A 25,093-nucleotide genomic window follows, 5' to 3' on the forward strand; every position below is an offset into this window, starting at 1 on the left:
TTTGGGTTTTTTATGTTTTCATTGAGTTGTAGGGCAACCCTTCAGGGTTGCGGCTTTTCGGTATCAGCAAGGCTGAAGCCTTGCCCTACAAAAACGTTAAATTCGAACTGCCCCGAAGGGGCCATGTTTGCCGGGCGAAGTCCCGGCCGACATGTAGTCACTAAAGAATTAAATTATTCTCAAAATGGATAGAATATTGAGACGAAAACTTAAAACCAGCTTTCGCGCAATGGCCTATGAAGGAAAAGCGGCCACTTAGCACGTCCGCAAAGGGCGCAAAGAACGGCAAAAACAAAAGGGATTATTGTTTTAATTCAAGACGTAAAGCTTTTCTTTGCGCGCTTTGCGGCTTTGCGCGATAATGATTCGTCCGGGTTATGGTATTCACGGAGCGTTCATGAGTGATGTTTCATCGAAAGAATCGCCGAAGAAGACCGGCGTCATCATAGCGCTGGTCGCGGTTTACCTCTCCTGGGGGTCCACGTACCTCGTGATCCGGATCGCGCTGGATGAACTGCCGCCGCTCTTCATGATGGGCATCCGGTTCTTCCTCTTCGGCATCGGGTTCTATGTTTATCTCCGGCTGCGGGGAGCGCCCAATCCGGACCTGCGCGAATGGTTCCGGTCCGCGGTCATCGGCTTCTTCCTCATGCTGGGGGGGAGCGCAGGGGTGGCCTACGCTGAACAGTGGGTGGCATCGGGCCTTGCGGCGCTCGTGATCGCCACGACGCCGCTCTGGACCGTTCTGTTTGCGGGCATCTGGAAGCGGTGGCCGAACCGGCTCGAATGGGCCGGGCTGCTGGTCGGGCTGGCCGGGATCGTGGTGCTGAACTTCGAAGGAGACCTCAAGGCAAGTCCTGTGGGCGCGGCGCTGCTCATCCTTGCGGCAATGTCCTGGGCCTTTGGGTCCGCATGGAGCCAGCATCTGAAACTTCCCCGGGGGATGATGGCCGGGGCGGCCCAGATGATCACCGGCGGCGCAATAGTTCTGCTCGTCAGCTTCGCCATCGGTGAGAGGATCACGGCGATCCCGACCTGGCGGTCCATCAGCGCTGTCCTGTACCTGGGGATCGTCGGATCGCTGGTGGGTTTCACGGCCTATGTCTATCTTCTCGGCAGGGTGCGGCCCGCCCTGGCGACCAGTTACGCTTATGTGAACCCCATCATTGCCGTGCTGCTGGGCATGTGGGTCCTGGGAGAGCGGATCCATGGGGCCGGGATGATCGCCATGATGATAATCCTGACCGGTGTTGTTCTGGTGCTGCTGGGCCAGCTGAGATACCGGGATGCGGGAAAGGAGTAAATGAAGATATGGATGAACAAGAACGCAAAGCACTGATGAAGGAGACCTTCGACACCGTGTCCGGCGGATACGACAACGGGGCGCTCCGCTTTTTTCCCGCGAGCGCCGAACACATGGCCGCTTCACTCGGGCTGAGCGGGGATGAGCAGGTGCTGGACGTGGCATGCGGAACAGGGCACGCGTCATTCGCGATCGCGAAAAGATTGAAAGGGGGGCGGGTGACTGCCGTGGATTTTTCCCCCGGAATGCTCGAGCAGGCGCGGAAGAAGGCGGCGGCGCTGAATGTCAGCACGGTCGATTTCCTTGAGCGGGATATGCAGAACCTTGACTTCCCTGCAGGTCTTTTTGATATTGCCGTCTGCGCCTTCGGTCTTTTCTTTGTCGAGGACATGGACGCACAGCTGTCGCACATCGTCTCAGCCGTACGACCGGGCGGCAGGATCATGATCTCCAGTTTTCAAGAGAACTATTTGCATCCCTTGAAAAATTTGTTTTTCGAACGACTTGAGACGTTCGGCGTCCTTCAGCCGCCCCAAACCTGGAAGCGCATCGCGAATGAAGCCGGATGCAGACAGCTTTTCGAAAAGGCGGGGCTTGCGGACATCCGTGTCGAGCAGAAGAACGTGGGCTACTATCTGGACAACGCCGGCCAATGGTGGGACATTGTCTGGAATGCGGGGTATCGAAGGATGGTGGACCGGCTTTCCGCGAAGGACCAGGGGCAATTCAAGCGGGAACATTTGCAGGAAGTCGAAGCGCTCAGGACTGGGAAAGGCATCTGGCTCGACGTCGGCGTGCTGTATACCATGGGAACGAAGCCGGAGGAGCGCTCATAGCGGACCGGTCAGGGCCGGACGAAAGTGCCTGGATCAGGCGGGCTACTGACGGGTTTCTTTTTCGGTCGTTCTGATCAGCAGTCCTGTTGTCGAAACCATTACACTGAACTCTTCCGCGCTGTTCGTGTTGATGAAGGTAGCGGACCCATACTCGGCATCCAACAGGGGATTAAGGATAGTGAACCTGCGCCGGAGATCGAACAGGTCAACGGGTCTGTCCTTGGACAACGAATACACCGTATGGACCTTTGTCGTTTCATCGCTCAGGATCGCATAGCGGCCCGCCACACGATCGAGTTCATAGGAGGTGTGCAGCCCGAAGATGTTTGCCAGCGGTTTCCATTTGAGAATGTGGGCGTCAATATAAAGCTGATCACCGGATAGAGAAAATATTTTTTCGCCGCCATCCGGCAGGGAAAACCGGGCAATGAACGTCTGCTTACCCGTTGGCTCAACGTTCACGATCGCCGCAAGTTCCTCTCTGGTCAATGCATGATACCCCTGAACGGCAATGATGACGGTGCCGAACAGGGCTGCCAGGGAGATCATCAGCAACGCGATCACGAAGTTCATGGCCGTGCCGAATACCTTTCTTTTCTTCAGGGCTGCAATGGTCATGATAAGAAAGACAAGGCCGAGAAGGGCAAAAAGTAGTGCGACGATGAGCAGAGGATTCGACAGTGTCATATGGCTCCTTTCTCACGCGACCAGGCCCGCCTGCTGCCAGGGAGCGCAGCGGAAACGCAGCGGCCGCCAGCGCTTTTCTATACGGCTTGATTGAATTCATCCATATACCGAAACCATTCCATGAACCTTGTCTTCATAATTCTTGTTCAGGAACCTGACCATGAAAGCCTCGTCCGGTACGCCATCCTGCTGGTTTGTGAGACCATTGTTCAACTTGATACCTGCTTGTTTTGTCGTAGTTTCCAACCGTCCTTTGTTAACGTGATGATTCTTTTTGTATAATGAAGCGTTACACCATGGTCCGAGGTGCTGACTTCCTGAAATTCCAGGGTCTTGTTGTCTATCCATTTCGGATCCGATGCAGGAATGCTGTGCTGAAAGTCCACAACGATCTGATTCTTTGTATTATTTGCTGTCTTATAAATAGTAATCGTATTTGCCCAATACCCTACCTGGAGATCGGCTGAGGCCACCGCAAAATGCTTGGAATCAGGGGATAAGATAGGAATGGAGTTAATTGAATAAATGGTTCCATCAAAGTAATTTACGAGGACTACTCCATATCCCTCATACCACGTAACGGAAAGCACATAGAATGTTGTTTGATCAAACCGCAATAAATCGAGAAAGGTATAGGCCGCAAAACTTTCCTCACCATCATTGTCAGATATTGAAACGGTGATATTTTTGCTATAAAGGCGCAAGTGAAGAATATTCTTATCCCGAAAAGCTAACTCGCCAAAGTTAGATATGAACTCCTTTTCCTGCTCCCTCTTGAGGCAGTGCGTCGCCCACATTCCACATTTTTTGTATAAAGCGACGCTCTTTTCTGCGTCGTTAGCCATGGATACACTGCTGAATAACATCGGCGAGATACAAAGCACTATTGAGAGAAGTATTTTCATCTTTTCTCCTTTGCTTATTGAGCCACGAAAACACCAGACTCCCCTCTATCACACATCAGTCCTTGCCACCATATTTCTATACGGCTTGATTGAATTCATCCATATACCGAACCATTCCATGAACCTTGTCTTCATAGTTCTTGTTCAGGAACCGAACCATGAAAACCTCATCCGGTACGCCATCCCACTGGCACGTGAGACCATGGCTGCTTGCAGATGAGAAGCCGAATTTTGGATAGTATTCGGCGTGACCAAGCACAACAACCGCAACGCACCCTGACTCCTGAAGTTGTGTGAGGCCTTCGGTAATGAGTGCTATTCCAATTCCTCTGATTCGGTGTTCTCCTCTCCAACCCTAATCTTTCCTGGTGTTACCTTGAGTGTCTTCCACTGCTCAGTAGGCGAAATTGTTACCCTATGACGTTTCTTGTCGGTAATGGCCTTCTCGTAACCAGCCTTGGTCTTGCTTTCAAGTTCACGGATAGGGATGGATGCCCAGAGGATAGTCCCCTGTGGCGGGATTCGACAAGACTCATTTTTATCGAAGAACATGGCTACATTCTCAACATATTTGGCAGGCTTACCATCTACTGTCCAGTCGAACCATGCCCAGACCGACCATGGCGGAGCGACAAGTTCATTTGGTCGGATGCCTCCGCAGGCGCAGTTGTTAGGACGATGCCTGAGGGAGTTTGTTCGACTTTCTCCTTCTTCTGAGGGTAAAGAATCAGTACTGCTTTGGTCTCTGCATTGACCCAGACGATGCTTGTCGTTTCCGCGAAGCTCAGACGGTGGACCTGCCAGACTCGATCTCCTTTCTTTCCAAACGGAGGGAAGGCGGTGCCAAGGCTGAAGGAAAGCTTCCCGACGATTGATTCGGTTGCGGAAAGACCTTCTTTGGGATCAGCTATGAGTTTCTTCAGCACGATGGCTTCTGCATCGTGGGCGGTTGGGACATGTGCCGACGACATGTCTGGCAAAGGCCTCAATTCCTGTGCGTGTGCTGGAAGGCCCACAAGGATCACGGTCAGCAATATCAATATGCTTTTCATATTTTCTCCGGGCCGAAACAGGTTATTAAGCAACACGGTTAGTGTATCAAAAATTGGTCTTATTGTAAAATCAAATTGACATGCCCTATTGGAATATTTATACTGACCTTGAGATTCACCAGAATATATGTGCTCAAAACCTATGGTCCATCTTTGCACAGACAACGATTTTGACGCGATCTTCGAGATCGTCAACGACGCGGCGCAGGCATACAAGGGCGTGATCCCCGACGACCGCTGGCATGAACCGTATATGCCACGGGACTCTCTTCGTCATGAATTGGAATCGGGCGTTGCGTTCTGGGGTTACGACGAGGACGATGAACTCCTCGGAGTCATGGGCATTCAGGACGTGCAGGACGTGACGCTCATCAGGCACGCGTATGTGAGAACAGCGGACCACGGCAAGGGCATCGGCAGCAGGCTGATCTCTCACCTCAAGACGCTCGCCAGGCGACCGATGCTTGTCGGCACCTGGCAGGCGGCGATCTGGGCGGTCCGGTTCTATGAGCGACACGGATTCAAACTGGTATCGCATGAAGAAAAGGAGCGGCTGCTCAGAAACTATTGGAACATCCCCGAGCGCCAGACTGAGACCTCGGTGGTGCTGGCCGACGAACGGGCGCTCACTCTGCTGCGCAATCAATCATTTCCCGCTTGACAAAATCCCCTTATTCAGGATATTCTTACTTATCAGTATTATCTGATATACCCGTAATCGGGCAAGGAGAGAACCGGCATGCTCAAAAAGAAAGAAAAGATCCCCATTACAGGCCCCATCATCAAAGGCACCAGCTGCTGCGCCGTCGAGGCGATCGTCACGGTGGACGAGCGGGGCCAGATGGTCCTGCCGAGGGAACTCAGGCTGAAGGCAGGCATCAAGGCGGGCGACAAGCTCGCGGTCACGAGCTGGAAAAAGGACGGCGAGATCTGCTGCATCGCCCTGATCAAGGCAGGCAGCATGGAATCCATGGTGAGAGGCCTGCTCGGGCCGGTGATGAAAGATGTTCTGTAAACCTGAAAACGGCAGGTTTCTCGCAGAGGCGCAGAGTTCGCAGAGAAATCTTAAAATATTCCGGGTTAAAGCCAAGACTTAAAGGTATCGTTTTAACTCTGTGGCCTCCGCGTGCTCTGCGAGAGATGCTTTTAGTTCCTGCTTGCCCCGCTTTAGAGGCATTCGCCTCTAACGGGGCTTGTCCGGGGTAAAATAAAGCGAGGATGACATCATGCAGATGTTGAAGTTCGTGAAAAAAGAAGCGCCGTATTGGACCACGGGCACTCTTGCTACCCCGGCGGGCGCCGTGTACACGGTTTCGACCGAGTGGTCCCGATGTGACACCTGGGGCATGATCAAAAGCAGGATGAGCGCATTCCGCATGAACTACGCAATAACACCCGGGTTGTACGCCGTGGGCGGACCGACAAAGGATGCAGATGTGTTCGTGACCGCAAACTACAAGCTTACCTTCGATATTCTCCGTCGTGAGCTCAAGGGAATGAACGTCTGGGTGCTCGTCCTTGACACGAAAAGCATCAATGTCTGGTGCGCGGCAGGAAAGGGGACCTTCGGTACGGACGAGCTGATCAAACGCATCACGGAAGCAAAGCTCGACAGTGTTGTGGGCCACCGGAGGATCATTCTGCCCCAGCTCGGGGCCGTGGGCGTGAACGCGAGCGAGGTGCAGAAGAAAACCGGTTTCCGGGTTTCCTTCGGGCCGATAGAGGCGCGGGACATCCCTGCCTATGTTCAGGCGGGCTACAAAAAAACAAAAGAAATGGGCGCCATCAGGTTCTCGATGCTTGACCGGCTGGTCCTGACGCCCATGGAGATCAACCCCGCCATGAAAAAGTTCCCCTGGGTCGCGGGAGGCATTCTCCTGTTCTTCGGACTCCAGCCGCAGGGGCTTCTGTTCGAACAGGCATGGTTTAACGGTTTGCCGTTCCTTGTCCTGGCGCTGCTTGCAGTCCTTGCAGGCGCGCTCGTGACCCCGGTGTTGCTGCCCTTTGTCCCGTTCCGGTCGTTCGCGATAAAAGGCTGGATCATGGGAGTGCTGTCAATGTCCCTTGCGTTGCCTTTTTTCGGACCTGTCAGCACACAGGACCCGATACTGTTGAGCGTTGTCTATCTTCTGTTTCCCGCGCTGAGCTCCTACCTCGCCCTCCAATTCACGGGCGCGACGACCTTTACGGGCATGTCCGGAGTTAAAAAAGAACTCAAGATCGGCATCCCTTTCTACATAGGCGCAGTAAGCGTATCATTGCTTCTGATGATCGTTTTCAAGCTCAAGGAATGGGGGATCGTATGAAATACCTCGCCAACGTAACGACCCTGCAATACGCACCGGACAAGTGCACCGGCTGCGGCAGGTGCGTCGAGGTTTGTCCGCAGCGGGTATTTGAAATGCAGGACAAGCGCGCGGCGATCACGGACAGGGACCTGTGCATGGAATGCGGGGCCTGCGCCCTGAACTGCGAGTTCAACGCGATCACCGTCAACACCGGCGTGGGCTGCGCCGCGGCCATCATCAACAGTATGATCACCGGCGGCCCGCCATCCTGCGACTGCAGCGATACTTCCGCCGGGTGCTGCGGATAGAAAAGCCTGCAAAATCTTTTTTCAGGAGAAAAGGGGAAGGGGGAGAAAGGGTGAGAATAACAGCTCTTTGCTTTTTTCTTTCCTTTTTCCCGATCGAGAAAGTGGAATGTCAGATCACGCGAAATACCTGATCCTCTCGACGCTTGTCATCGCATGGTGCTTTTTGCACAGCGCAATGATATCGATATCGGTGACGGAATATCTCAAGAGGAGCCTGGGGTCACCATTCCGTTACTATCGTTTGTTTTATAACGTTGTGGCAGCGATAACCCTCGTGCCGGTGGTGTTGTTTGCCTATTCAGTTCGAACGCAACCGGTATTCTCCTGGGATGGATATCTGCGGATAATCCAGTTTGTGATGCTGGGGACGTCTGGCCTGTTGTTTTTTCTTGGAGGGCGTCACTATGACGCGCGTCAACTCCTGGGCATCAAACAGTTACAGGAAGGGACCTCGAACAAGGCGATAACGGATTCCGGCGCACTGGACACTTCGGGTGTCCTGGGAGTGATCCGACATCCCTGGTATTCAGCAAGCATACTCCTTATCTGGGCCGGTCAACTCGACGTTTCCGCCATCCTGGTTAATACGATCCTTACCGCCTATTTGTTCATTGGAACAGTACTCGAAGAAAAAAAACTGCTCAGGGAATTTGGAGCGGAATACCGCGACTATCAAGCCAGGGTTTCCATGTTCATTCCGTATAAATGGCTCACGTCAATAATTAGCAAACGCGTAGCAGGCTGACCATGAAGATTCAACAGCGTTCTTGACATTACATCGATCATGCAGAATAATAATCACATGTTCACTCGGTCTGAAATAACGACGTTGCAGTAAATGACAGGGGGTATCGGATGCGCACGTTTGCCTTGAAGATTCTCTCCATCGTGTGTCTTGTCTGTATGCTGGGTTCCGGCGCGGCGGCGGAAGAGAGCCAGGAAGATTATTCGATCATCGCCAACCGCCGCAAGGAACAGTTCCAAAAGAGCTATGGATACGCGCTCTTTCCTTATCCCTACAGCCTTCCCGGCATCGGCAAGGGCATCGGACTGGTCGGCGGCGCCATGAACATCGCCGACACGTATACGGACGCATACGGGATACTCTTCGCCGGCGAAGTCCAGGGAGCGTCTTTCGGCGTGGCGGACATTCATATCATCCCGAAAACACTGATCCTCGATGTGGGGTTCGGCACGGTCAGCGCCGCAACGATCCAGAGCTACAGCCAGCGCGGCATGAGCACGGACAAGCATGATTACAGCCTGATCGAGATGGGCGATATGGAGTACTACGGCGGCCGCATGACGGCCACGTTTCTGGAGCGGCGCTTTGAATTCTATGGGGCCCTGTACGAGGGCGGAGGCAAACTGAAGAGCATTAGGGACAAGGACGGCAATGTCATTATTGAGTCCCAGGACCCGCACAAGGAACGCGGCCGCACCTTCATGGTCGGCACCCGCTTTGACCTGACCGATGACTATGGGGACCCGCGCCGGGGGATACGCTTTGACGTGACCCGCTCCCAGACACCACCGCGTGATTCGGGTCCGGATTTTTACGTGATGGATTACAATACAACGGGCTACATTCCCCTCGGCCGGCGCAGTACCTGGGCGTTCAATTTTCTCCGCTCCGACGCGGTCGTTACGCGTCAGGGAGAAACGGACCCTGACAAGCTCCGGCAGCTGCAGGGGCTGGATTGCAATGACCCTGCGCTGACCATTGAAGAGAGGGATTTCTGCAATCAAGTGATCAACAACATGGTCGCGAACAACAGGTATGGCACCGCCACCCAATTAGGCGGTTTCAGCCGGCTGCGCTCCTTTTCCCAGAGTAGGTACAAGGGCGCACACACCCTGTTCTACGGCACCGAGATACGGTGGAACCTGACCGACGAAAAGACGCCCTTTGATATCTTCGTCATGAAGGACATCCGGACCGCCATCCAGGTCTCCCTGTTCTATGAGGCCGGCAGCACGGCCGACGCGCGGAGCGAGGTCGGCAAGATCATGCGCGAATCCTACGGACTCGGGCTCAGGGTGGTCACCGCGTCGGGGATCGTGTTCCGGGGTGATTTTGCATTCGGCAAAGAGGGCTTCGAACCGGAGGTCTTTATCGGATACCCTTGGGAGATCTGATCCAGCGCCCGGCAATCACAAAAAAGAAGCATTGTTCCGCCCTGCCCATCATATCTGTATACATCATGGCAGCATCCCTGTATAATGGGGCAGTCACTCAGATGTTTACCCGGGTTCGTTTGTAAAAAAATATCTCACAAGGAGCAACCATTGGCGAAGCCGAATTTTGATTTTCAAAAGCGTCAGAAGGAAATAGCGAAGAAAAAAAAGAACGAGGAAAAGAAGCAGCGTAAGCTGGAGAAAAACACCGCGGCGTCCGCAGAGAATCCTGTCCCGGCTGCAGAAGAGGGAGAAACCAGGTAACTACTGAGGAGAGGCGACCTCATCCCGTTTCAATCCGAAAAAAACAAAGGGAGCATAAGGCCCCCTTTGTTTTTTGCCGGTTGGCCGGGATTACTTCTTCTTGCTCTTCGGCTTCTTCACTTCCTTCCGGGGACCCTTCTGTGATTGCGCCATATTCCATCACCTCTTTCGTTCAAAAATTGAAATGCCGTCATCCTGCAAAGTGGTTTCCTGCCGAAAACCATCAGGCGCTTGAGCCTGCCTCCCGCGGTCGTACTACGATACAATGCATAGTCTCATTGTGATAGAACAAGGATACCAGCTTTCCGTAAAAACGCAATAGGTATGTTCAAGAGCCTGCTCAGGGAAAAATTCACAAGACCCCCCGGTCCCCCGCAAAGATGTGCTATACTTTCATCCATCCATCGTGCTGGCTGACATTCCTATTTTTGCACAACTACGTTAAACGGACGGTACACGTTCAAGCCAGCGCATAACGATACTCTTTGAAGGGAAAGGAGGTGAAAAAGAATGAAGTCATTGAAGATTGTTGCACTTATCGCGATCGTGATGCTGCTCGCTTCCGCAGTGTTCGCGATGCATCACACGCCTGAAGACCGTGGAAAGACCCTGTTCAACGACACGAAGCTCGGCGGTGGAACAGCGGAAAAATCCTGCGGCACCTGTCATCCCGACGGCAAAGGCCTTGAAGGGGTCAACAGCAAGAAAGAGTGGATGGGGACCAAGTCCCTCGAAGAAGCGGTCAACATGTGCATTACCAAGGCGCTCAAGGGCGCGGCCCTGGATGTGAAGTCCGAGCAGATGAAGGACCTCGTGTCCTACATGAAAACATTCAAGCCGAAAGACGAAAAAGCATCGAAGAAGAAGAAACCTGTAGTTGGCTGCTGATCCTGTCTTATCCATACGAGAGAGGGGCATTTCCCTCTCTCTTTTTTTAAATGCAGAAAGCCCGGAACGGTCCCTTGAGGTCGCCGCGCTTTCAGATCTTCCGGGAAATCTCCCGCCGTTTTGTCCCCGATCGCTCAAGCAGCCCTTGCCATTTCCGAAAAAATCCTCTATTCTCTTCTGACAGGCTGAATCATTTCCCCTCGTGTAAAGGAGCTTATCCATGTATCGAGATGACCGAAAGCAGAGCAGAAGCGGTTGTTCCGTGATCTTTTTCATTTTTCTTATTATCGTGATCGCGATCGGACTCTATTACTGGCTCTTTACCGGACGCGTACCGAAACAGGTGGTCCTGGAGGCGGACTTTGAGCAGGCGATGATCGAGTCCGCTCCGGACGATGGCCTGGCGCGCGTTATGATGACCAAAAAACTGCGCGTACGCGATGTGGTGGAGGCGCTCCAGAAGGCGTCTCAAGACGATCGGGTGAAGGGGCTGGTGGCCAGGGTGGGCCAGTCAAGGGTGAGGCTGGCGCAGGTGCAGGAAGTGCGGGACGCGATCATCGCTTTCCGCGCATCCGGCAAACCCGCGATTGCGTATGCCGAGACCTTCGGCGAGGCCGGGCCCGGGAACACTTCCTACTATCTCGCGACCGCCTTTGACGCGATCTATCTGCAGCCCTCGGGCGACGTGGGGCTTACCGGGCTCATCTACGAGCAGCCCTTTGTCCGCGGGACCCTGGACAAGCTGGGCATCATTCCGCGCATTGACGGCCGGAAGGAATACAAGAGCTACCGGTATATGTTCACCGAGAAAAAATATCTTCCGCCGCATCGCGAAGCGATCACCCGGGCGATGGAGTCCCAGTTCAGCCAGATCGTGGGAGGCATCGCTGCCGCGCGCAAGCTGACGGAAGACGAAGTCCTGTCGCTTATCAACGAAGGGCCGTACCTCGGCCGGCAGGCGGTTGACGCGAAGCTGATCGACGGGTTGGGCTACCGTGACGAGGTCTACGACAGGATCAAGAAGAAGGCGGGCGCGAAGGCCGAACTCCTGCCGCTCGCTGAATACCGGAAGCGGGCCGGCAGCCCTTGCAAAAAGGGAACGACCATCGCGCTGGTCTACGGCGTGGGCGGGATCATGCGCGGGAAGAGCGGATATGAACCCGCAACCGGCGAGATCATCATGGGGTCGGACACGATCGCGTCCGCGATCCGGGAGGCCGTGGAGGACGAGGAGGTGAAGGCCATCCTGTTCCGCATCGACAGCCCCGGCGGGTCCTACGTGGCCTCGGACACCATATGGCGCGAGATTATGAGCGCAAAAAAAGCGGGCAAGCCGGTCATCGCGTCCATGGGCGGCACGGCGGCTTCGGGCGGTTATTTCATCGCCATGGCCGCTGACAAGATTGTAGCCCAGCCAGGGACGATCACCGGGTCCATCGGCGTCTTCGGCGGGAAGCTGATCACCACCGGGTTCTGGAACAAACTCGGCGTGACCTGGGACGAGGTACACACCAGCAAAAACGCGAACGCCTGGAGCCAGACCAGCGACTTTACGCCGGAGCAGCGGGCCCGGTTCAGTCAGTGGCTCGACCGCGTGTACGACGACTTCACCACCAAGGTCTCCACAAGCAGGAAGCTCTCGATGGAAGACGTGGAAAAGATCGCAAAAGGACGGATCTGGACCGGAGAAGATGCGAAAAAACTCGGGCTGGTGGACGAGTTGGGCGGCTTCCCCGCGGCACTGCGGCTTGTACGTATTGCCGCCAAGCTTCCGGAAAACGCGCCTGTTCGTTTGAAGGTCTTTCCTGAAAAGAAATCACTGGTCAAGATCATCTCAGACCTGAAATCATTCGGCGCTGAAGACGAGAACGAAAGCGCCCTTGCGCGCACACTGGAAGAGGTGCAGCCTCTGCTCAAAACGATCGGTTCGCTAGGGCCTTCGTCGCGTTCCGGGGTGCTGCGCCTGCCGGACTATGGATGGAACGGGGAGATGAAACAGTAATGCAAGTGAAATGATGCGTTGTCTGGGGTTTTGCCTGGATGACGTGGCCCTGCGGGGCAGTTTGAAGTTAACACCTTTGTAGGGCAAGGCTTCAGCCTTGCTGACATCAAAATACCGCAATCCTGAAGGATTGCCCTACAACTCAGTGAGAACAGAAGCGAATCCAATCGTCGCCCATTCTGTTGATGAGACAGACCCCTATCATCCCGCACCATTCGAGAGCGGGTCTTTTTTACCTTGACAATCTATGTAACATGTGTTACATTATAATCAGATGTTACATATATCGAGGAGGTGTCCCATGAAAAGATTCCTGAAAAACATAGAAGACGCGCTGGCGGATTCGGCCCTCTTGGAAATGGGCGTGGCCGTCGCTCCGGTTGAGCGATCGAAGTCGGTCCGCGAAAGTCTCGAAGAGAACCTCATTGAAGTTGCCTTTGCCGAGGCAGCAGAGTATGACCAGATTCACAAGGCGATCCTTCGGGAACGCCGGAGAGCGGAGGACCTGGTGCGACGTGACGACTGTCTGTACGGCGACAATGATGTGTGCTTTGTCTAAACGAGGCTGTTACACGCCGTAAGAGAGAAGGTAACTGATGCCATGCTGAAAAACAAGGCCCGGGAATGGCTCCTGATCTTTTACAGCGTCCCGTCCCACCCCGTAAGCAACCGTATGAAGATCTGGAGAAAGCTCGCAAAGGCGGGCGCGGTGCAGCTTAAGGGCGCTGTCTATATTCTTCCTGCAACGGACGAACACGAAGAGTTCCTTCAATGGCTCATTGGGGAGGTAAAATCGATGGGAGGCGACGGAGCTTTTGTCAGAAGCGCAGAGATATACTCCATCGATGAGAGCGACATTCGGCAGCTCTTCCTGAGTCAGGCGGAGAAGGAGTATCGCGGTTTTGGAAGAAAGTTCGAGACCCTTGAACGGAAAGTCCAGAGCATAAGAAAAGGCGCGAAACACGACGAGAACGCCCGTCTTGCGGACCAGGCCGGAAAGTTTGCCCGGGAACTGGATGACATTCAACGACGTGATTTTTTCTCTTCGCCCCACGGCGTGGAGATGACCAAGCGCATGCAGAAGCTCAAGACGGCGCTCAAGGGACTCGGTGGACGCGGTGCTGAACCGACGGGGTCAATTGTTCCGAAGCGCGCGGCCGATTACCAGGGCCGCACCTGGTTGACGAGAAAAAAGCCCTTTATCGACCGTATGGCCTCGGCGTGGTTCATCAGGCGTTTCGTGGACACGAAAGCAGCTTTCAAATTCATCAGCGAGAGTGATCTCGCGTCGCTCGGGGCGAACGCCGCGACCTTCGACATGTCCGGCGGTGAATTCACCCATATCGGCGATCTGTGCACATTCGAAGTGCTCGTGAAGTCCTTCGCCGTCAGGGACAAGGTGGTCCGGAAGATCGCCGAGATCGTGCACGACCTCGACGTGAAGGACGATAAATACGGCAATCCGGAAGCAACAGGCGTTGAAGAGATCATGATGGGTATCCGCAAAACGGTAAAGAACGATAGTGACGCCCTGGAACGGGGCATGGCCGTGTTCGAGATGCTGTATCAGGCGAAAACATAACAACGGACAAGTAAAGGAGATTCGTAACTACTCAGCGTGGCCGCAAAAGAACGCAAAGAACCCAAAGAAAAAACCTGAAAGCATGTATTCCAGTTTTAATTCTCTCTGCGATCCTGGAGCCTGTCCTCGAAATGTGTTATCGGGGGTTCTTTAGCGGCTAACAGATTTCTACCTGATTTGACCTGAGAAGATACGGAGAATCAACAATGGCTCAAGGAAACTTATCTTTGCGTGAGACTTCGCGTTACTGGCTGAAACTGGGGTTTATCAGCTTCGGCGGCCCCACCGGCCAGATCGCGATGATGCACAAGGACCTGGTCGAAAAAAAGAAGTGGATCGCCGAAGACCATTTCCTTCAGGCGTTGAACTTCTGCATGCTCCTGCCCGGACCGGAGGCGCAGCAGCTCGCCACCTACATCGGCTGGCTCCTGAACGGGAAGTGGGGCGGGATCATTGCCGGCGGACTGTTTGTTCTCCCCTCCATCTTTATCCTGTGGCTGCTCGCGTGGATGTATGCGTCTCTCGGAAGCGTGCCCGCAATGGCGGCGCTCTTCTACGGTTTGAAACCCGCAGTCGTGGCCATTGTTCTTGAGGCGGTGTTGCGCATCGGCAGGAAAGCGCTCAAAACAAGATTTCTGTACTTTCTTGCCGCGGGGGCCTTCATCGCGATCTATTTTTTCAATGTACCCTTTCCGATCATCATTCTATCAGCCGCGATTATCGGATACGTTGCCGGGACTTTGGCGCCGCGATTATTTTCATTAACACCGGTAAACAACACAGCCCCTGCAGCAATCACGATCATTTCAGAAAAAGCCGCTCTGTCCCGCAGTCTCGGATGGCGGCGCTTTGTTAAGGTATTTTTTGTCTTCATCGGCCGCTGGTCTTTCCCCATCGTGATACTCGGTTTATGGCGAGGCTGGAACGATACCTTCATTGATATCGGCGTACTGTTCAGCAAGGCGGCGGTCGTGACCTTCGGCGGCGCCTATGCCGTACTTGGGTATATCAGCCAGCAGGCTGTAAGCCACTACCACTGGATCATGCCCGAGCAAATGATGGACGGTCTGGGTCTGGCAGAGACCACGCCGGGTCCGCTCATCATGGTGAACCAGTTCGTGGGATACCTTGCGGGATATTATTATGCCCAGGGGATTCCCCCGGCGCTTGGCGGCGCAATCGGAGGACTGCTTGCCACCTGGGTGACCTTTATCCCTTCGTTCATGATGATCTTTCTCCTGGCGCCCTATATTAAGACACTCCGCAAGAACAAACAACTGGCAACCGCTCTCTCGGCCATCACCGCATCAGTCGTCGGTGTCGTGCTGAACCTTGCGGTGTTTTTTACGCATCACACATTGGCGCCTGATATCGGTGGATTTAACTGGTATGCGCTCGCGGCGGCCGCGATCGCCTTCATCGGAATGCAATTGTTCAAGTGGGGCATGATCCCGGTGATCGCAGGATCTGCAGTCGCCGGATTTGTCTGGAAAATATTGATCTGATATCACAGGAGGTTAACGATGAAACAAGTAGCTGACTTGGCGGTACAATTTATGGCGGCATCAGCACGCACCGCGCCGAAGGCAGGAGGAAAAGATTTTCTGGAAATCGTGGTGATCACCAAGGATGAAGATCTCAAGAAGATCGCCGGCGCTATGAAGGAGTACGCGCCAAAAAGCACGAATGAGGCCTTCTGGCTCCGGGACGCTTCGAACATCGAGAACTCACAGGCGCTGCTGCTTATCGGTCTTTCCAAACCCGTGACCGCGGGGTATGACTGCGGGGCCTGCGGGTGGCCCACGTGCGCCGAGTTCACCAAGAACAAACAGATGAAGACAAAGGAAATGGGATACACCGGACCGCACTGCGTCATGCGGATGATGGACATCGGCGTAGCCCTCTCGTCCGCGGCAAAGACCGCAAGCATCCATAACGTGGACAACAGGGTGCAGCAGCGCGTTGGAGCGGCTGCACGGGCGCTGGGATTAATCAAGGCCGAGGTGGCAATGGGAATACCCGTCAGCATCGGCGGCAAGAGCATTTTCTTTGACCGACAGGCGCCGGCGAAACATTAAGAGAATATTGTACCCACCTCAATCCTCTCCCCGTTTGGGAGAGGGCTGGGGTGAGGGGGATTTTCAGATAAAAGAGAATAACCATGTCAAAATTGCTGTCACCCTTCACTGCGCTCTGCATCGTGGGATTCTTTGCCCGGCTGTCCTATGCCCTTGCGAGAAGTCCGGTGCTTCCTCTCTTCGCCCTCTACCTTGGCGCAGGACCAGAGGCCATCGGGTTCGCGGTCGGAATATCGACCGTAACCGGGATCTTCTTCAAGCTTCCTGCCGGCGCTCTCTCGGACATCATAGGCAGGAAGAAGACCATGCTCATCGGGCTGCTCTTCTTCGCCTTCATGCCCTTTGCCTATCTCTGGGTCGAGAGCTATTATCCGCTGATTATCATCAGATTCATTCACGGGCTTGCGACAGCCATCTACGGCCCGGTCTCCATGGCGGTGGTTGCCGACGTGGCGGGTGCCAAGAAAGGCGAGATGCTGTCGTGGTTCTCGTCCATCACGATCATCGGAAACCTCCTGGGCGCTCCCTTGGGCGGGTTCATTCTTCACCATAGTCCAGGCGCGTCGAGTCCCTCTCTTTCCGACTTTCAGAGCGCCTATCTCCTGAGCGGTATCGCCGGGATGATGTCTCTGCTCCTGGCGGTCAATATTCTGCGCGGCGATGGGCATGGTGAAGACGGGAAAAGCCTGAAAGAGGCGTACAGCCGGTTCAGTTCCGGCATCAAAGAAGTGATGAGTGACAAGCGGGTGGTCATCACCTCCGGCATGGAAGGTTTGCAGAATCTCACGGTGGGCGCGCTGGAGGCGTTTCTTCCGATCTATGCGGTAACCAGAGCAGGGTTGAATGAATTCCAGGCCGGACTTCTCTGGGGGGTCCAGATCGTGGTGACCATCATTTCGAAGCCGGTCATGGGAAGGACATCCGACCGGTTCGGAAGAAAACCATTGATCGTGGTCGGAATGGTCCTCTGTGCGGGGGCCTTCGGGGCCATCCCTCTCCTGAAGGACTTTTATTCTCTGATGATCGCAGCCATATTCTTCGGTTTCGGCGAAGCCTTCGTGACATCCTCGTCCGCAGCCCTTGTGGCGGACGTCTGCAAGGAGAAGCACTTTGGCACTGCCATGGGAACGTTCGGCACGATCTTCGATATCGGCCACGCATCAGGCCCCATTCTGGCGGGAATTCTCATCGCCCGCTATGATTATCTCCATGCATTCTGGTTCATGGCCGCGCTTCTCGTCCTTGCGGTTCCGGTGTTCGTTGCAAATGTGAAAATCGAAAGGGGGGCAGTATGACCTATGCCATCAATCATGCTGACATTGATCTGCTGAGAAGCGCCGGCGTTTCCGAGGACGACATCACCCACAGCGTGCATGTGGCAGAAAAGGCACTGGAGATCGCACATCGCATCGGGGGGAGGAACATCCACCAGGAGCTGGTTGGGAGGGGCGGCCTCTTCCATGACCTTGGCACGTCAAAGACGCACGAAATGGAGCACGGGAAGATCGGCGCCGAACTTGGCTGCAAGATCGGACTGCCCCGGGAGATATGCGACATTATGGAGAAACACATTCGCGGCGGTCTTGCCGAGGCAGAAGCTAACGAGCTGGGTTTGCCGGTCAAGGACTATACCTAGCGAAGACTGGAAGAGCGGGTCGTGATCTACGCAGACCGGCTGGTGGATATCATCTATGACGGCATTGTCACGCTCAAGACTGAATTCGAATCAGAGACCCGGTTCGAAGCGATCCCTGTATCATTCCTGAACAGAACAGGGTTGGTATTCTTTCTGTTTTAATTTGCAGTTCTTGCACGTCACCTTGCTCCAGGAAGACTCGAAAAGAACGGTTGACGTGAGAGCCCGTCCGCATACCGCAAACCAGCCGTGCGGAAACAGCTTTTTCATATGGACAACTTTGGTTATTTTCATCAGTCAAACTTTTCCAAAATGGCAAGAAAAATTCTCAAGGCGGAAGCGTTTTAGACAGGATATCAGGATTGACGGTAGTTTATTAAAAGCCTTTATCCGATTTCGCTTAGAAGCGCCTACTTTTGGTATCCTGCCCGCGGCCGCTGGCCATAATCCTGTCAAGAATGACCTTTTCCCCGGATTATTGTTTCACTTTCAAAAGGGTTATAAGATCATCATATTCATACGGTTTCAGCAGGAAAGCATCCGCTCCCGCCGCAAGAAACTCCGCTCTTCTGTCGTCCGAGCTTACCCCGATAATGACCGACGCGGGGAACCGCAGGCGAAGGTGTTTCGTCGCCTCCGCCCCGTTCATGTTCGGCATGCGGTAATCGGTGATGATGATATGAAAATCGTCTTCCGCCGCAACAGCCAGAGCCGACGGCCCGTCCTCGCAGTCACATACTTCGAATCCGTCAGCCTCAAGCGCATGGCACAGACATTCTCTGACCAGCAAGGTATCTTCGATAACAAGAACGGTTCTTTTGCATTTCATGTCTTTCCCTCCCTCGGCTCAGTCGTCGTTAATTTATGTGAAAGGCTATGATGCCGCGCGAACCGTCCCTTGACGGATTGCGCGTATGCGGCGGAATGTTCACGCTCCGCTTGCGATGCGATACAGAATGAATTATTATGCCACTTATGGTTGTGCCAGTCAATCTAAAATACAACCACGGGTTGATAGACTTTTGAGGCGATATTTTCTAAAGTACACGCATGAAGTATGAAAACAAACGTATCGGACAGATCATCAAAGAAGCCAGAAAAGCGCGCGGCATGACCCAGATGAAGTTGTCGGAGCTGATCGGCGTCTCCTATCAGCAGGTGCAGAAGTACGAGAAGGGCAGCGACAACATCAGCGTGGAAAGGCTGAAGCAGATCGCAAAGGCCGTCAACGTGCCGGTAACGCTTTTTTTCCCCGGGGCGGCGGAGGCGGTGGCGGAAGCTCCGGCGGTATACGCAAAAACGTCGGAAGATGAAGCGGCGCTCCTGGAGTTGTACCGGCGTATAAAATCCAGGAAGGCCAAAAAAGCGGTGATAGAACTCCTGAAGACCTTTACGGCAAAATGACGCCGAAGGTCACGCTGTCGTCAAAAAGAACTTTTGTTTCCGGAAGTTTGATGATATGATATCCCCGTTTGTAGGGGTTTCCCTACGACTTCTGGTGGGGTATCATGGCTGATCTCAATACGTTCCGGGAGAACCTGCATTCCCTTGTCTCGAAGTTCGAGCAGGACAAAAACCATTACCTCCAGCAGGGCTATCCCGAAGCCCAGGTACGGATCGACTTCCTCAACCCATTTTTCGATGCTCTCGGTTGGGACATCGAGAACAAGGCCCACAAGCCGCCCCATGAACGCGACGTGATCGTCGAGCTTTCCCCGGAAACATCCCTTCGGCCTGATTACAACTTCCGCATAAACGGCAACACCAAATTCTTCGTCGAGGCCAAAGCCCCGTGGGTGCCGCTCGACGATGTGAACCACATCATGCAGGCCAAGACCTACGCATGGTCAACCAAGGAAGTCTCGTTCGTCATTCTCACCGACTTTGAGCAATTCAAACTCTTTGACGCTTCACTAAAGCCGAATCCCAAGTATCCGCAGGAAGGCCTTCTCTATAATTTCAAGTACGTTGATTATCTCGCCAACATCGAGAAACTGTGGGAGCTTTCCAGGGAGAGGGTTACACAAGGTTCTCTTGAAGCCCTGCTTCCCCGGGACCCGAAGAGCAAACGCCTGAGAATCCCGCCGGACAAGTCTTTCCTCGAAGACCTGACCGGGTGGCGCACCGAACTTGCCAAGGACATCAACAAGCGAAATCACGAGCTCGACGTTCATGTGCTGAATGATGTGGTCCAGAAGCTGCTTGACCGCATCATCTTCATCCGCATTGCAGAAGACCGGAAGATCAGGCCGGAGCGGGAGCTGTGGGAGATTGTGGCGCAATGGCGGGAAGAGGGCAAGCGCAAGTCCATGATGCCCGCCCTCGTGGACCTCTTCCGCGAGGTGAACGACGACCTGAACGGAGATATCTTCAAGCCCCACGCCTGCGAGAGCGTGGAGGTTGATTCCGATCTCCTCTCCGACATCATAGACAATCTCTATTTCCCCAAGACCCGCTACCGTTTCGACGCCATCGGCGTGGAGCTTTTGGGCAGCATCTACGAGCGTTATCTCGGCAGCACCATCCGCGTCACGCCCCAACGCGTGAAGGTGGAGGAAAAGCCGGAGGTAAAGAAGGCCGGCGGCGTTTACTACACGCCGAAGTTCATTGTCGATTATATCGTTAAGAACACCGTGGGCAAACTTATCGAGGGAAAGACCCCGAGGCAGATCGAGAAGATAAAGATACTCGACCCGGCGTGCGGTTCAGGCTCGTTCCTACTCGGGGCTTATCAATACCTTATCGATTACCACCTCCGCTATTACCGCGATCACCCCAAAGACGCCCAGACCCTTTTTCTGGATATCTACGCAAAGGTGAACCCCGAAGACCTGGCTTTGCCGCTTCACGAAAAGGCAAAGATACTCAGGAACAACCTTTTCGGCGTGGATATTGACGCCCAGGCAGTAGAAGTCACGATGATGAGCCTTTACCTCAAGGCCCTCGAAGGAGAGCGCGGCATGTTGCCGCGCAAGCAGCATCTTCTCCCGGCCCTCGGCAACAACATCAAGTGCGGCAACAGCCTGATCGGATATGACATTGTTGACCCCTCTTTGTCCACCCTTAGCAAGGGGGGAACTCAAGGGGGGTTCTTCGCCCTGGATGATGATGCGAAAGACAGGGTCAATCCCTTTGACTGGACATCCAAGACTGCCGGATTCGGCGAGATCATTGAGAGCGGCGGCTTCGACGCGGTCATCGGCAACCCACCGTATGTAAGGCAAGAGCTGCTCGGTGATTTCAAGGGTTATTTCCAGCAGCATTACGAAGTCTATCACGGAACGGCCGATCTCTACGCCTACTTCATCGAGAAGGGCGTATCGCTTCTCAGAAAAGATGGCCTCTTTAGCTATATCGTCGCCAACAAGTGGATGCGAGCAAATTACGGTGAGCCGCTCCGCAAATGGATGAAGAAACAGCGCATTGAGGAAATAACCGACTTCGGCGATTTGCCTGTATTCGAGACTGCGACGACCTATCCCTGCATCCTGCGTATTCGGAAGGGCTCCGCAGCAAGCAAGTTCACCGCTACACAAGTAAAGACGCTCGAATTCAATGACCTCGCCGACTATGTGAATGAAAACTCTTATACTGTTTTTAAACCAGCTCTTAACGATGAAGGGTGGTCCTTGGTTAATGAGCAAGCCCAGTCGCTACTGACCAGATTGCAGGGAATTGGAGTTCTGCTTGGTGAATATGTAAAGGGACAGATGTACAGAGGTGTATTAACCGGTCTTAATGACGCTTTTATCATAGATGCAGAGACCAGAAACGAGCTCATTAAAAAAGATAAAAAAAGTGTAGAGTTGATTAAACCCTTTTTGTTTGGACGTGACATAAAGCGCTATGAAGAGCCACGTACCAGCAGCTATTTGATTTTCGCTCGACGTGGTATTGATATAAAGAAGTACCCTGCAATTGAAGAACATTTGTTGCCATTCAAGAAGCAGCTCACACCAAAACCCGCAGATTGGAAAGGCGGCGAATGGCAAGGACGAAAACCAGGATCGTATAAGTGGTATGAAATCCAGGATTCAATTGATTATTATGAAGAGTTTGATAAGCCCAAGATAATGCTACCGGATATTTCCGTAAGGGGCAATTTTACACTCGACCAGAACAGTGGATATTTTTCTGCCAATACAACGTACCTCATTATCAGTGACGATAAATATCTGATAGGTATTCTGAACTCAGCGCTGATGACATTCTTCTATAAAAACTCCTTCGCTGCCTATCGAGGAGGGTATCTAAGATTTTTTACTCAGTATCTTGAAAAACTGCCCATCCGCACCATCGACTTCAAAAATCCATCCGAAAAATCCGCACACGACAAGCTCGTCTTCCTCGTTGACAGCATGCTCGCCCTGCATAAGAAGAAAGCCGATCTTCCTCCGTCCGCCCAACGCGAAAAGACCGAACGCGAGATCGCAGTGACGGATGAAAAGATTGATGAGATCGTGTATGGGTTGTATGGGATAACGGATGAGGAGAGGCGGATTATCAATAATAAGTGACGCAATAGGATATTGGGAGGAAACGAACACTATTATGGTTGAGAAACCCTGCATTTACTGTGCAAAAGAGGCAAAGGGTGCAAGAGCTGATTATCATATCCTTCCATATTCTGCTGGAAATATTTCAGATGGCATTATAGATGCAATGATTCTTCCAACGGGTATAGTGTGTGATAAATGCAATCAGTATTTTGGTTCAAAATTGGAGCCGCATCTTACTGGCCATCCCGATGTTCAATTGTGGCGCGTACTACATGGCATTAAGGGTCGGGCTAAGACGTTAGAGCATAAGAGTGCGGGGTTAAAGCTATCACAGAAAAAACATAAGATACTGTTAATTGAAGAAAATATAAATCGCGAGCTAATGGTTGAACCATTTGGCGTGATAAATATAAAAAGACCATCGCTTAACAAGGTCAATCATGTTCTAATAAGCAGAGCATTACACAAAATAGCTTTCGAGTACGAAAGTAAAACCATATTGGATGGTATCGTAGCGATTACAGCAGCCAGGCACAGCTATCATGGAATCATGGCAGATAATAGCATTATCTTATTTGAAGATGAATTAGGGGCGATTGCTCCGATGAGGACATGTGAACCGCCTGTAATAAAAAGCACAGAGATACTAAATATCGAAAAAAAACATTACATCAATCCAGTGGTTACAGAAATAACAAGGAAGCAAATACTCAGTTCAGATTATGATCACATAAGAAAGTACGTGCGGGAGCCACGCCCCAATGAATATAGACCTTATGGCATAGCCCGGGGCGGGGGTACAGCGGCAAACGTTGCACGAATGTCTTTCAGAGCCTCCGATGATCCGGCCATAGTAGGCCCATCATTTAACAGCTATGTGATTACTCTTCCTGGTGTGAGATTTGTGGTGACAACCGCGCAAGATCCAAATCTATTGAATTATACACTTGGTCAGATAACACGAGATGGAATGACGGCCTGGATGGGGGCGTCCGAAGTTTATTGGGACGCAATAGGCAGCGTGATAAAGGAGAGCTGAGCGAACGTTATGCTGTGACTGGGACGGGGGCACGCGTTATGTGACGAGATGCGAGTCTAAAAGTCAGCGGGTTAGAGCACAACCAGATAGTTTGAAGGATTTACGGAGGATAAAAACATGCCGCTGTTTCAAATTAACGGCGCAAAGTTGTCGCTGACGAGACCGACGAATTTCAATCAGGAAAAAGAAATCCAGGTTCTCATCGAAAAGAACCTCGAAACGGTTTTTAACTGCAGGTTCGTTGCCTCTGAATTCTCGACCGGGTCGGAACATGCCGGAAGGATCGACACGCTGGCATTGTCGGAAGACAATAACCCCGTTATCATAGAATATAAGGAAGTAGAATCCTCCGAACTGATAAGCCAGAGCCTCTATTACCTCTCCTGGATCAAGGACCATCGCGGCGATTTTCAAGTTGCTGCGAATAAGAAACTTGGCGAGAACACCGAGATTAACATCTTGGGGCCAGGTCTATAATGTTGGACATTCGTAAACGGCAGCAGAATTGAGCGTACGATTGGATGAATAGGCCATCTTCTGTGGGCAAAGCAGCAGCGCCTAAACCGCCGATCGTCGTCATTTTCGGCTGTGGGCTGACATCCAAACCATTGTGGTAAAATTGTATTAGCAACCAATTAATCTCTCGTGAGGGAGCAACGCCATGAGCAGCATATCCCAAGTAATCGCAATGATCAATCAATTGGAGGCAGACGGCGTCATTGAGCGCTATGCTATCGGGGGTGCGGTGGGCGCTACGTTCTACCTTGAGCCGGTCGCGACGCTAGATGTCGATATTTTTATGGTGTTCCGACAAGAGGCTGGCCGGAGTTTGTTGAGCCTACAGCCGATCTTTGACTATCTTACTGCACGGGGTGGCGTCATTGAGGGCGAGTATGTCGTCATCGCCGGATGGCCGGTGCAATTTCTCCCGGCCACGAGCCCGCTGGTTGATGAAGCGCTTGCTGATGCCGTTACGGTGCAGGTGGAGGGAATGCCCGCTCGGGTGTTCACTGCCGAGCACCTTGCCGCTATCGCGCTCCAGCTCGGAAGGCCCAAGGACAAGGCGCGTTTGCTTCAGTTTGTCGAATCCGGCGAGATCGACACCGAGCGCTTCCAGGCCATCCTCGTCCGGCATGACCTCAATGATAGATGGCGTGAATTTAAACGGACATTCCTATCGGGTGCGAAATGACCTTTGATCTCAAACGAATGCTTGAAAGCAAAGAAGCGCTGCGCAGCAAACTTGCCGGCCGCCCTTTGGCGGAGAAACTCGACATGCTCGACGCGCTACGCGAACGGGCGCTGGCGCTCCGCAAGGCGGCTGGATCCATGCATCATACCGCGGTACGTGAGGACCCGGAAAAATACCGGGCCGAAAAAAAACCGGGAAAACGTTCAAAATGAGCAGCAGGTAGGTTGCGCCCCATAGACATAATGGTTGACAGTTGAAAATCAAGTGACCTGCCCCTTGCAACGTGGGTTATACTTGGGAACCCAGTTCCCAAATACAGAGCCACACCAAGGAGGCAGGTCATGAAACATTCTATC

The 25,093-nt window shown here is 53.0% G+C and carries 28 protein-coding genes and 1 pseudogene; 24 read left to right on the forward strand and 5 right to left on the reverse strand.

Features of this window, described 5'->3' with window-relative positions:
* The first annotated feature begins 397 nt into the window (after nucleotides 1-397).
* Both yedA and M0R70_15380 read left to right on the forward strand, forming a co-directional pair.
* Nucleotides 398-1,303: a drug/metabolite exporter YedA gene (gene yedA / locus M0R70_15375; GenBank protein MCK9420739.1), complete on the forward strand. Its 906-nt coding sequence runs from the start codon at nucleotides 398-400 to the stop codon at nucleotides 1,301-1,303.
* A gap of 8 nt (nucleotides 1,304-1,311) precedes the next feature.
* The gene (locus M0R70_15380) at nucleotides 1,312-2,139 is read left to right on the forward strand and encodes a methyltransferase domain-containing protein (protein MCK9420740.1); all 828 of its coding nucleotides are present in this window, start codon (nucleotides 1,312-1,314) and stop codon (nucleotides 2,137-2,139) included.
* A 42-nt stretch (nucleotides 2,140-2,181) separates the two neighbouring features.
* Here the strand turns inward: M0R70_15380 and M0R70_15385 are convergent, their stop codons facing one another.
* The 4 genes from M0R70_15385 to M0R70_15400 all read right to left on the reverse strand — a co-directional run bounded on the left by M0R70_15385 (nucleotide 2,182) and on the right by M0R70_15400 (nucleotide 4,783).
* Nucleotides 2,182-2,826, reverse strand: a complete 645-nt coding sequence (locus M0R70_15385) for a hypothetical protein (GenBank protein ID MCK9420741.1) — start codon at nucleotides 2,824-2,826, stop codon at nucleotides 2,182-2,184.
* Between the two features lie 209 nt (nucleotides 2,827-3,035).
* A complete protein-coding gene (locus M0R70_15390) occupies nucleotides 3,036-3,731 on the reverse strand; it encodes a hypothetical protein (GenBank protein MCK9420742.1) in 696 nt (231 codons plus the stop codon).
* Nucleotides 3,732-4,046: 315 nt separating this feature from the next.
* The gene (locus M0R70_15395; GenBank protein ID MCK9420743.1) at nucleotides 4,047-4,283 is read right to left on the reverse strand and encodes a hypothetical protein; all 237 of its coding nucleotides are present in this window, start codon (nucleotides 4,281-4,283) and stop codon (nucleotides 4,047-4,049) included.
* Nucleotides 4,284-4,318: 35 nt separating this feature from the next.
* Complete coding sequence (locus M0R70_15400) at nucleotides 4,319-4,783, reverse strand: hypothetical protein (GenBank protein MCK9420744.1); 465 nt, start codon at nucleotides 4,781-4,783, stop codon at nucleotides 4,319-4,321.
* 142 nt (nucleotides 4,784-4,925) lie between these two features.
* Here M0R70_15400 and M0R70_15405 point away from each other — a divergent pair, with 142 nt between their 5' ends.
* The 16 genes from M0R70_15405 to M0R70_15480 all read left to right on the forward strand — a co-directional run bounded on the left by M0R70_15405 (nucleotide 4,926) and on the right by M0R70_15480 (nucleotide 18,169).
* Nucleotides 4,926-5,444, forward strand: a complete 519-nt coding sequence (locus M0R70_15405) for a GNAT family N-acetyltransferase (GenBank protein ID MCK9420745.1) — start codon at nucleotides 4,926-4,928, stop codon at nucleotides 5,442-5,444.
* Between the two features lie 78 nt (nucleotides 5,445-5,522).
* Nucleotides 5,523-5,798, forward strand: coding sequence for an AbrB/MazE/SpoVT family DNA-binding domain-containing protein (locus M0R70_15410; GenBank protein MCK9420746.1), 276 nt, complete (start codon nucleotides 5,523-5,525; stop codon nucleotides 5,796-5,798).
* A 211-nt stretch (nucleotides 5,799-6,009) separates the two neighbouring features.
* Entirely contained in the window at nucleotides 6,010-7,089 is a 1,080-nt protein-coding gene (locus tag M0R70_15415) for an acetyl-CoA synthase subunit gamma (protein MCK9420747.1), read from the forward strand.
* A complete protein-coding gene (locus M0R70_15420; protein MCK9420748.1) occupies nucleotides 7,086-7,379 on the forward strand; it encodes a 4Fe-4S binding protein in 294 nt (97 codons plus the stop codon). Before M0R70_15415 ends, M0R70_15420 begins: the two co-directional genes overlap by 4 nt.
* A gap of 106 nt (nucleotides 7,380-7,485) precedes the next feature.
* Nucleotides 7,486-8,124, forward strand: coding sequence for an isoprenylcysteine carboxylmethyltransferase family protein (locus M0R70_15425; protein ID MCK9420749.1), 639 nt, complete (start codon nucleotides 7,486-7,488; stop codon nucleotides 8,122-8,124).
* Between the two features lie 110 nt (nucleotides 8,125-8,234).
* The gene (locus tag M0R70_15430) at nucleotides 8,235-9,518 is read left to right on the forward strand and encodes a hypothetical protein (protein ID MCK9420750.1); all 1,284 of its coding nucleotides are present in this window, start codon (nucleotides 8,235-8,237) and stop codon (nucleotides 9,516-9,518) included.
* A gap of 150 nt (nucleotides 9,519-9,668) precedes the next feature.
* A complete protein-coding gene (locus M0R70_15435) occupies nucleotides 9,669-9,821 on the forward strand; it encodes a hypothetical protein (GenBank protein MCK9420751.1) in 153 nt (50 codons plus the stop codon).
* 510 nt (nucleotides 9,822-10,331) lie between these two features.
* Nucleotides 10,332-10,709, forward strand: a complete 378-nt coding sequence (locus M0R70_15440) for a hypothetical protein (GenBank protein MCK9420752.1) — start codon at nucleotides 10,332-10,334, stop codon at nucleotides 10,707-10,709.
* A gap of 220 nt (nucleotides 10,710-10,929) precedes the next feature.
* Nucleotides 10,930-12,711: a signal peptide peptidase SppA gene (gene sppA, locus M0R70_15445; GenBank protein ID MCK9420753.1), complete on the forward strand. Its 1,782-nt coding sequence runs from the start codon at nucleotides 10,930-10,932 to the stop codon at nucleotides 12,709-12,711.
* Nucleotides 12,712-13,012: 301 nt separating this feature from the next.
* On the forward strand, nucleotides 13,013-13,270 hold the full coding sequence (locus M0R70_15450; GenBank protein ID MCK9420754.1) for a hypothetical protein: 258 nt from the start codon (nucleotides 13,013-13,015) through the stop codon (nucleotides 13,268-13,270).
* A gap of 42 nt (nucleotides 13,271-13,312) precedes the next feature.
* Nucleotides 13,313-14,293 (forward strand): chromate resistance protein, encoded by a 981-nt coding sequence (locus M0R70_15455; GenBank protein ID MCK9420755.1) that lies wholly within the window; start codon nucleotides 13,313-13,315, stop codon nucleotides 14,291-14,293.
* Between the two features lie 206 nt (nucleotides 14,294-14,499).
* Nucleotides 14,500-15,798 (forward strand): chromate efflux transporter, encoded by a 1,299-nt coding sequence (gene chrA / locus M0R70_15460; protein ID MCK9420756.1) that lies wholly within the window; start codon nucleotides 14,500-14,502, stop codon nucleotides 15,796-15,798.
* 18 nt (nucleotides 15,799-15,816) lie between these two features.
* Nucleotides 15,817-16,371 carry a DUF2148 domain-containing protein gene (locus tag M0R70_15465; GenBank protein MCK9420757.1) on the forward strand — a complete coding sequence of 185 codons (555 nt, stop codon included), beginning with the start codon at nucleotides 15,817-15,819 and terminating at the stop codon, nucleotides 16,369-16,371.
* Nucleotides 16,372-16,454: 83 nt separating this feature from the next.
* Nucleotides 16,455-17,666, forward strand: a complete 1,212-nt coding sequence (locus M0R70_15470; GenBank protein MCK9420758.1) for an MFS transporter — start codon at nucleotides 16,455-16,457, stop codon at nucleotides 17,664-17,666.
* Nucleotides 17,663-18,007: an HDIG domain-containing protein gene (locus tag M0R70_15475; GenBank protein ID MCK9420759.1), complete on the forward strand. Its 345-nt coding sequence runs from the start codon at nucleotides 17,663-17,665 to the stop codon at nucleotides 18,005-18,007. Before M0R70_15470 ends, M0R70_15475 begins: the two co-directional genes overlap by 4 nt.
* A gap of 21 nt (nucleotides 18,008-18,028) precedes the next feature.
* Nucleotides 18,029-18,169 carry a hypothetical protein gene (locus M0R70_15480; GenBank protein MCK9420760.1) on the forward strand — a complete coding sequence of 47 codons (141 nt, stop codon included), beginning with the start codon at nucleotides 18,029-18,031 and terminating at the stop codon, nucleotides 18,167-18,169.
* A 313-nt stretch (nucleotides 18,170-18,482) separates the two neighbouring features.
* Here the strand turns inward: M0R70_15480 and M0R70_15485 are convergent, their stop codons facing one another.
* Nucleotides 18,483-18,836, reverse strand: coding sequence for a response regulator (locus M0R70_15485; protein ID MCK9420761.1), 354 nt, complete (start codon nucleotides 18,834-18,836; stop codon nucleotides 18,483-18,485).
* 221 nt (nucleotides 18,837-19,057) lie between these two features.
* Between M0R70_15485 and M0R70_15490 the strand changes: the two genes are divergently transcribed.
* From M0R70_15490 to M0R70_15515, 6 genes and pseudogenes are all read left to right on the forward strand, one after another.
* Nucleotides 19,058-19,411 carry a helix-turn-helix domain-containing protein gene (locus M0R70_15490; protein MCK9420762.1) on the forward strand — a complete coding sequence of 118 codons (354 nt, stop codon included), beginning with the start codon at nucleotides 19,058-19,060 and terminating at the stop codon, nucleotides 19,409-19,411.
* Nucleotides 19,412-19,515: 104 nt separating this feature from the next.
* The gene (locus tag M0R70_15495) at nucleotides 19,516-22,524 is read left to right on the forward strand and encodes an Eco57I restriction-modification methylase domain-containing protein (protein ID MCK9420763.1); all 3,009 of its coding nucleotides are present in this window, start codon (nucleotides 19,516-19,518) and stop codon (nucleotides 22,522-22,524) included.
* 34 nt (nucleotides 22,525-22,558) lie between these two features.
* Nucleotides 22,559-23,545 carry an HNH endonuclease gene (locus tag M0R70_15500; GenBank protein ID MCK9420764.1) on the forward strand — a complete coding sequence of 329 codons (987 nt, stop codon included), beginning with the start codon at nucleotides 22,559-22,561 and terminating at the stop codon, nucleotides 23,543-23,545.
* Nucleotides 23,546-23,662: 117 nt separating this feature from the next.
* Nucleotides 23,663-24,001: pseudogene (locus M0R70_15505) on the forward strand (hypothetical protein).
* A 205-nt stretch (nucleotides 24,002-24,206) separates the two neighbouring features.
* A complete protein-coding gene (locus M0R70_15510; protein ID MCK9420765.1) occupies nucleotides 24,207-24,737 on the forward strand; it encodes a hypothetical protein in 531 nt (176 codons plus the stop codon).
* Nucleotides 24,734-24,949: a hypothetical protein gene (locus M0R70_15515; GenBank protein MCK9420766.1), complete on the forward strand. Its 216-nt coding sequence runs from the start codon at nucleotides 24,734-24,736 to the stop codon at nucleotides 24,947-24,949. Before M0R70_15510 ends, M0R70_15515 begins: the two co-directional genes overlap by 4 nt.
* The last annotated feature ends 144 nt before the right edge of the window (nucleotides 24,950-25,093 follow it).

The sequence above is a fragment of the Nitrospirota bacterium genome, assembly GCA_023229435.1.
Taxonomy (GTDB): domain Bacteria; phylum Nitrospirota; class UBA9217; order UBA9217; family UBA9217; genus JALNZF01.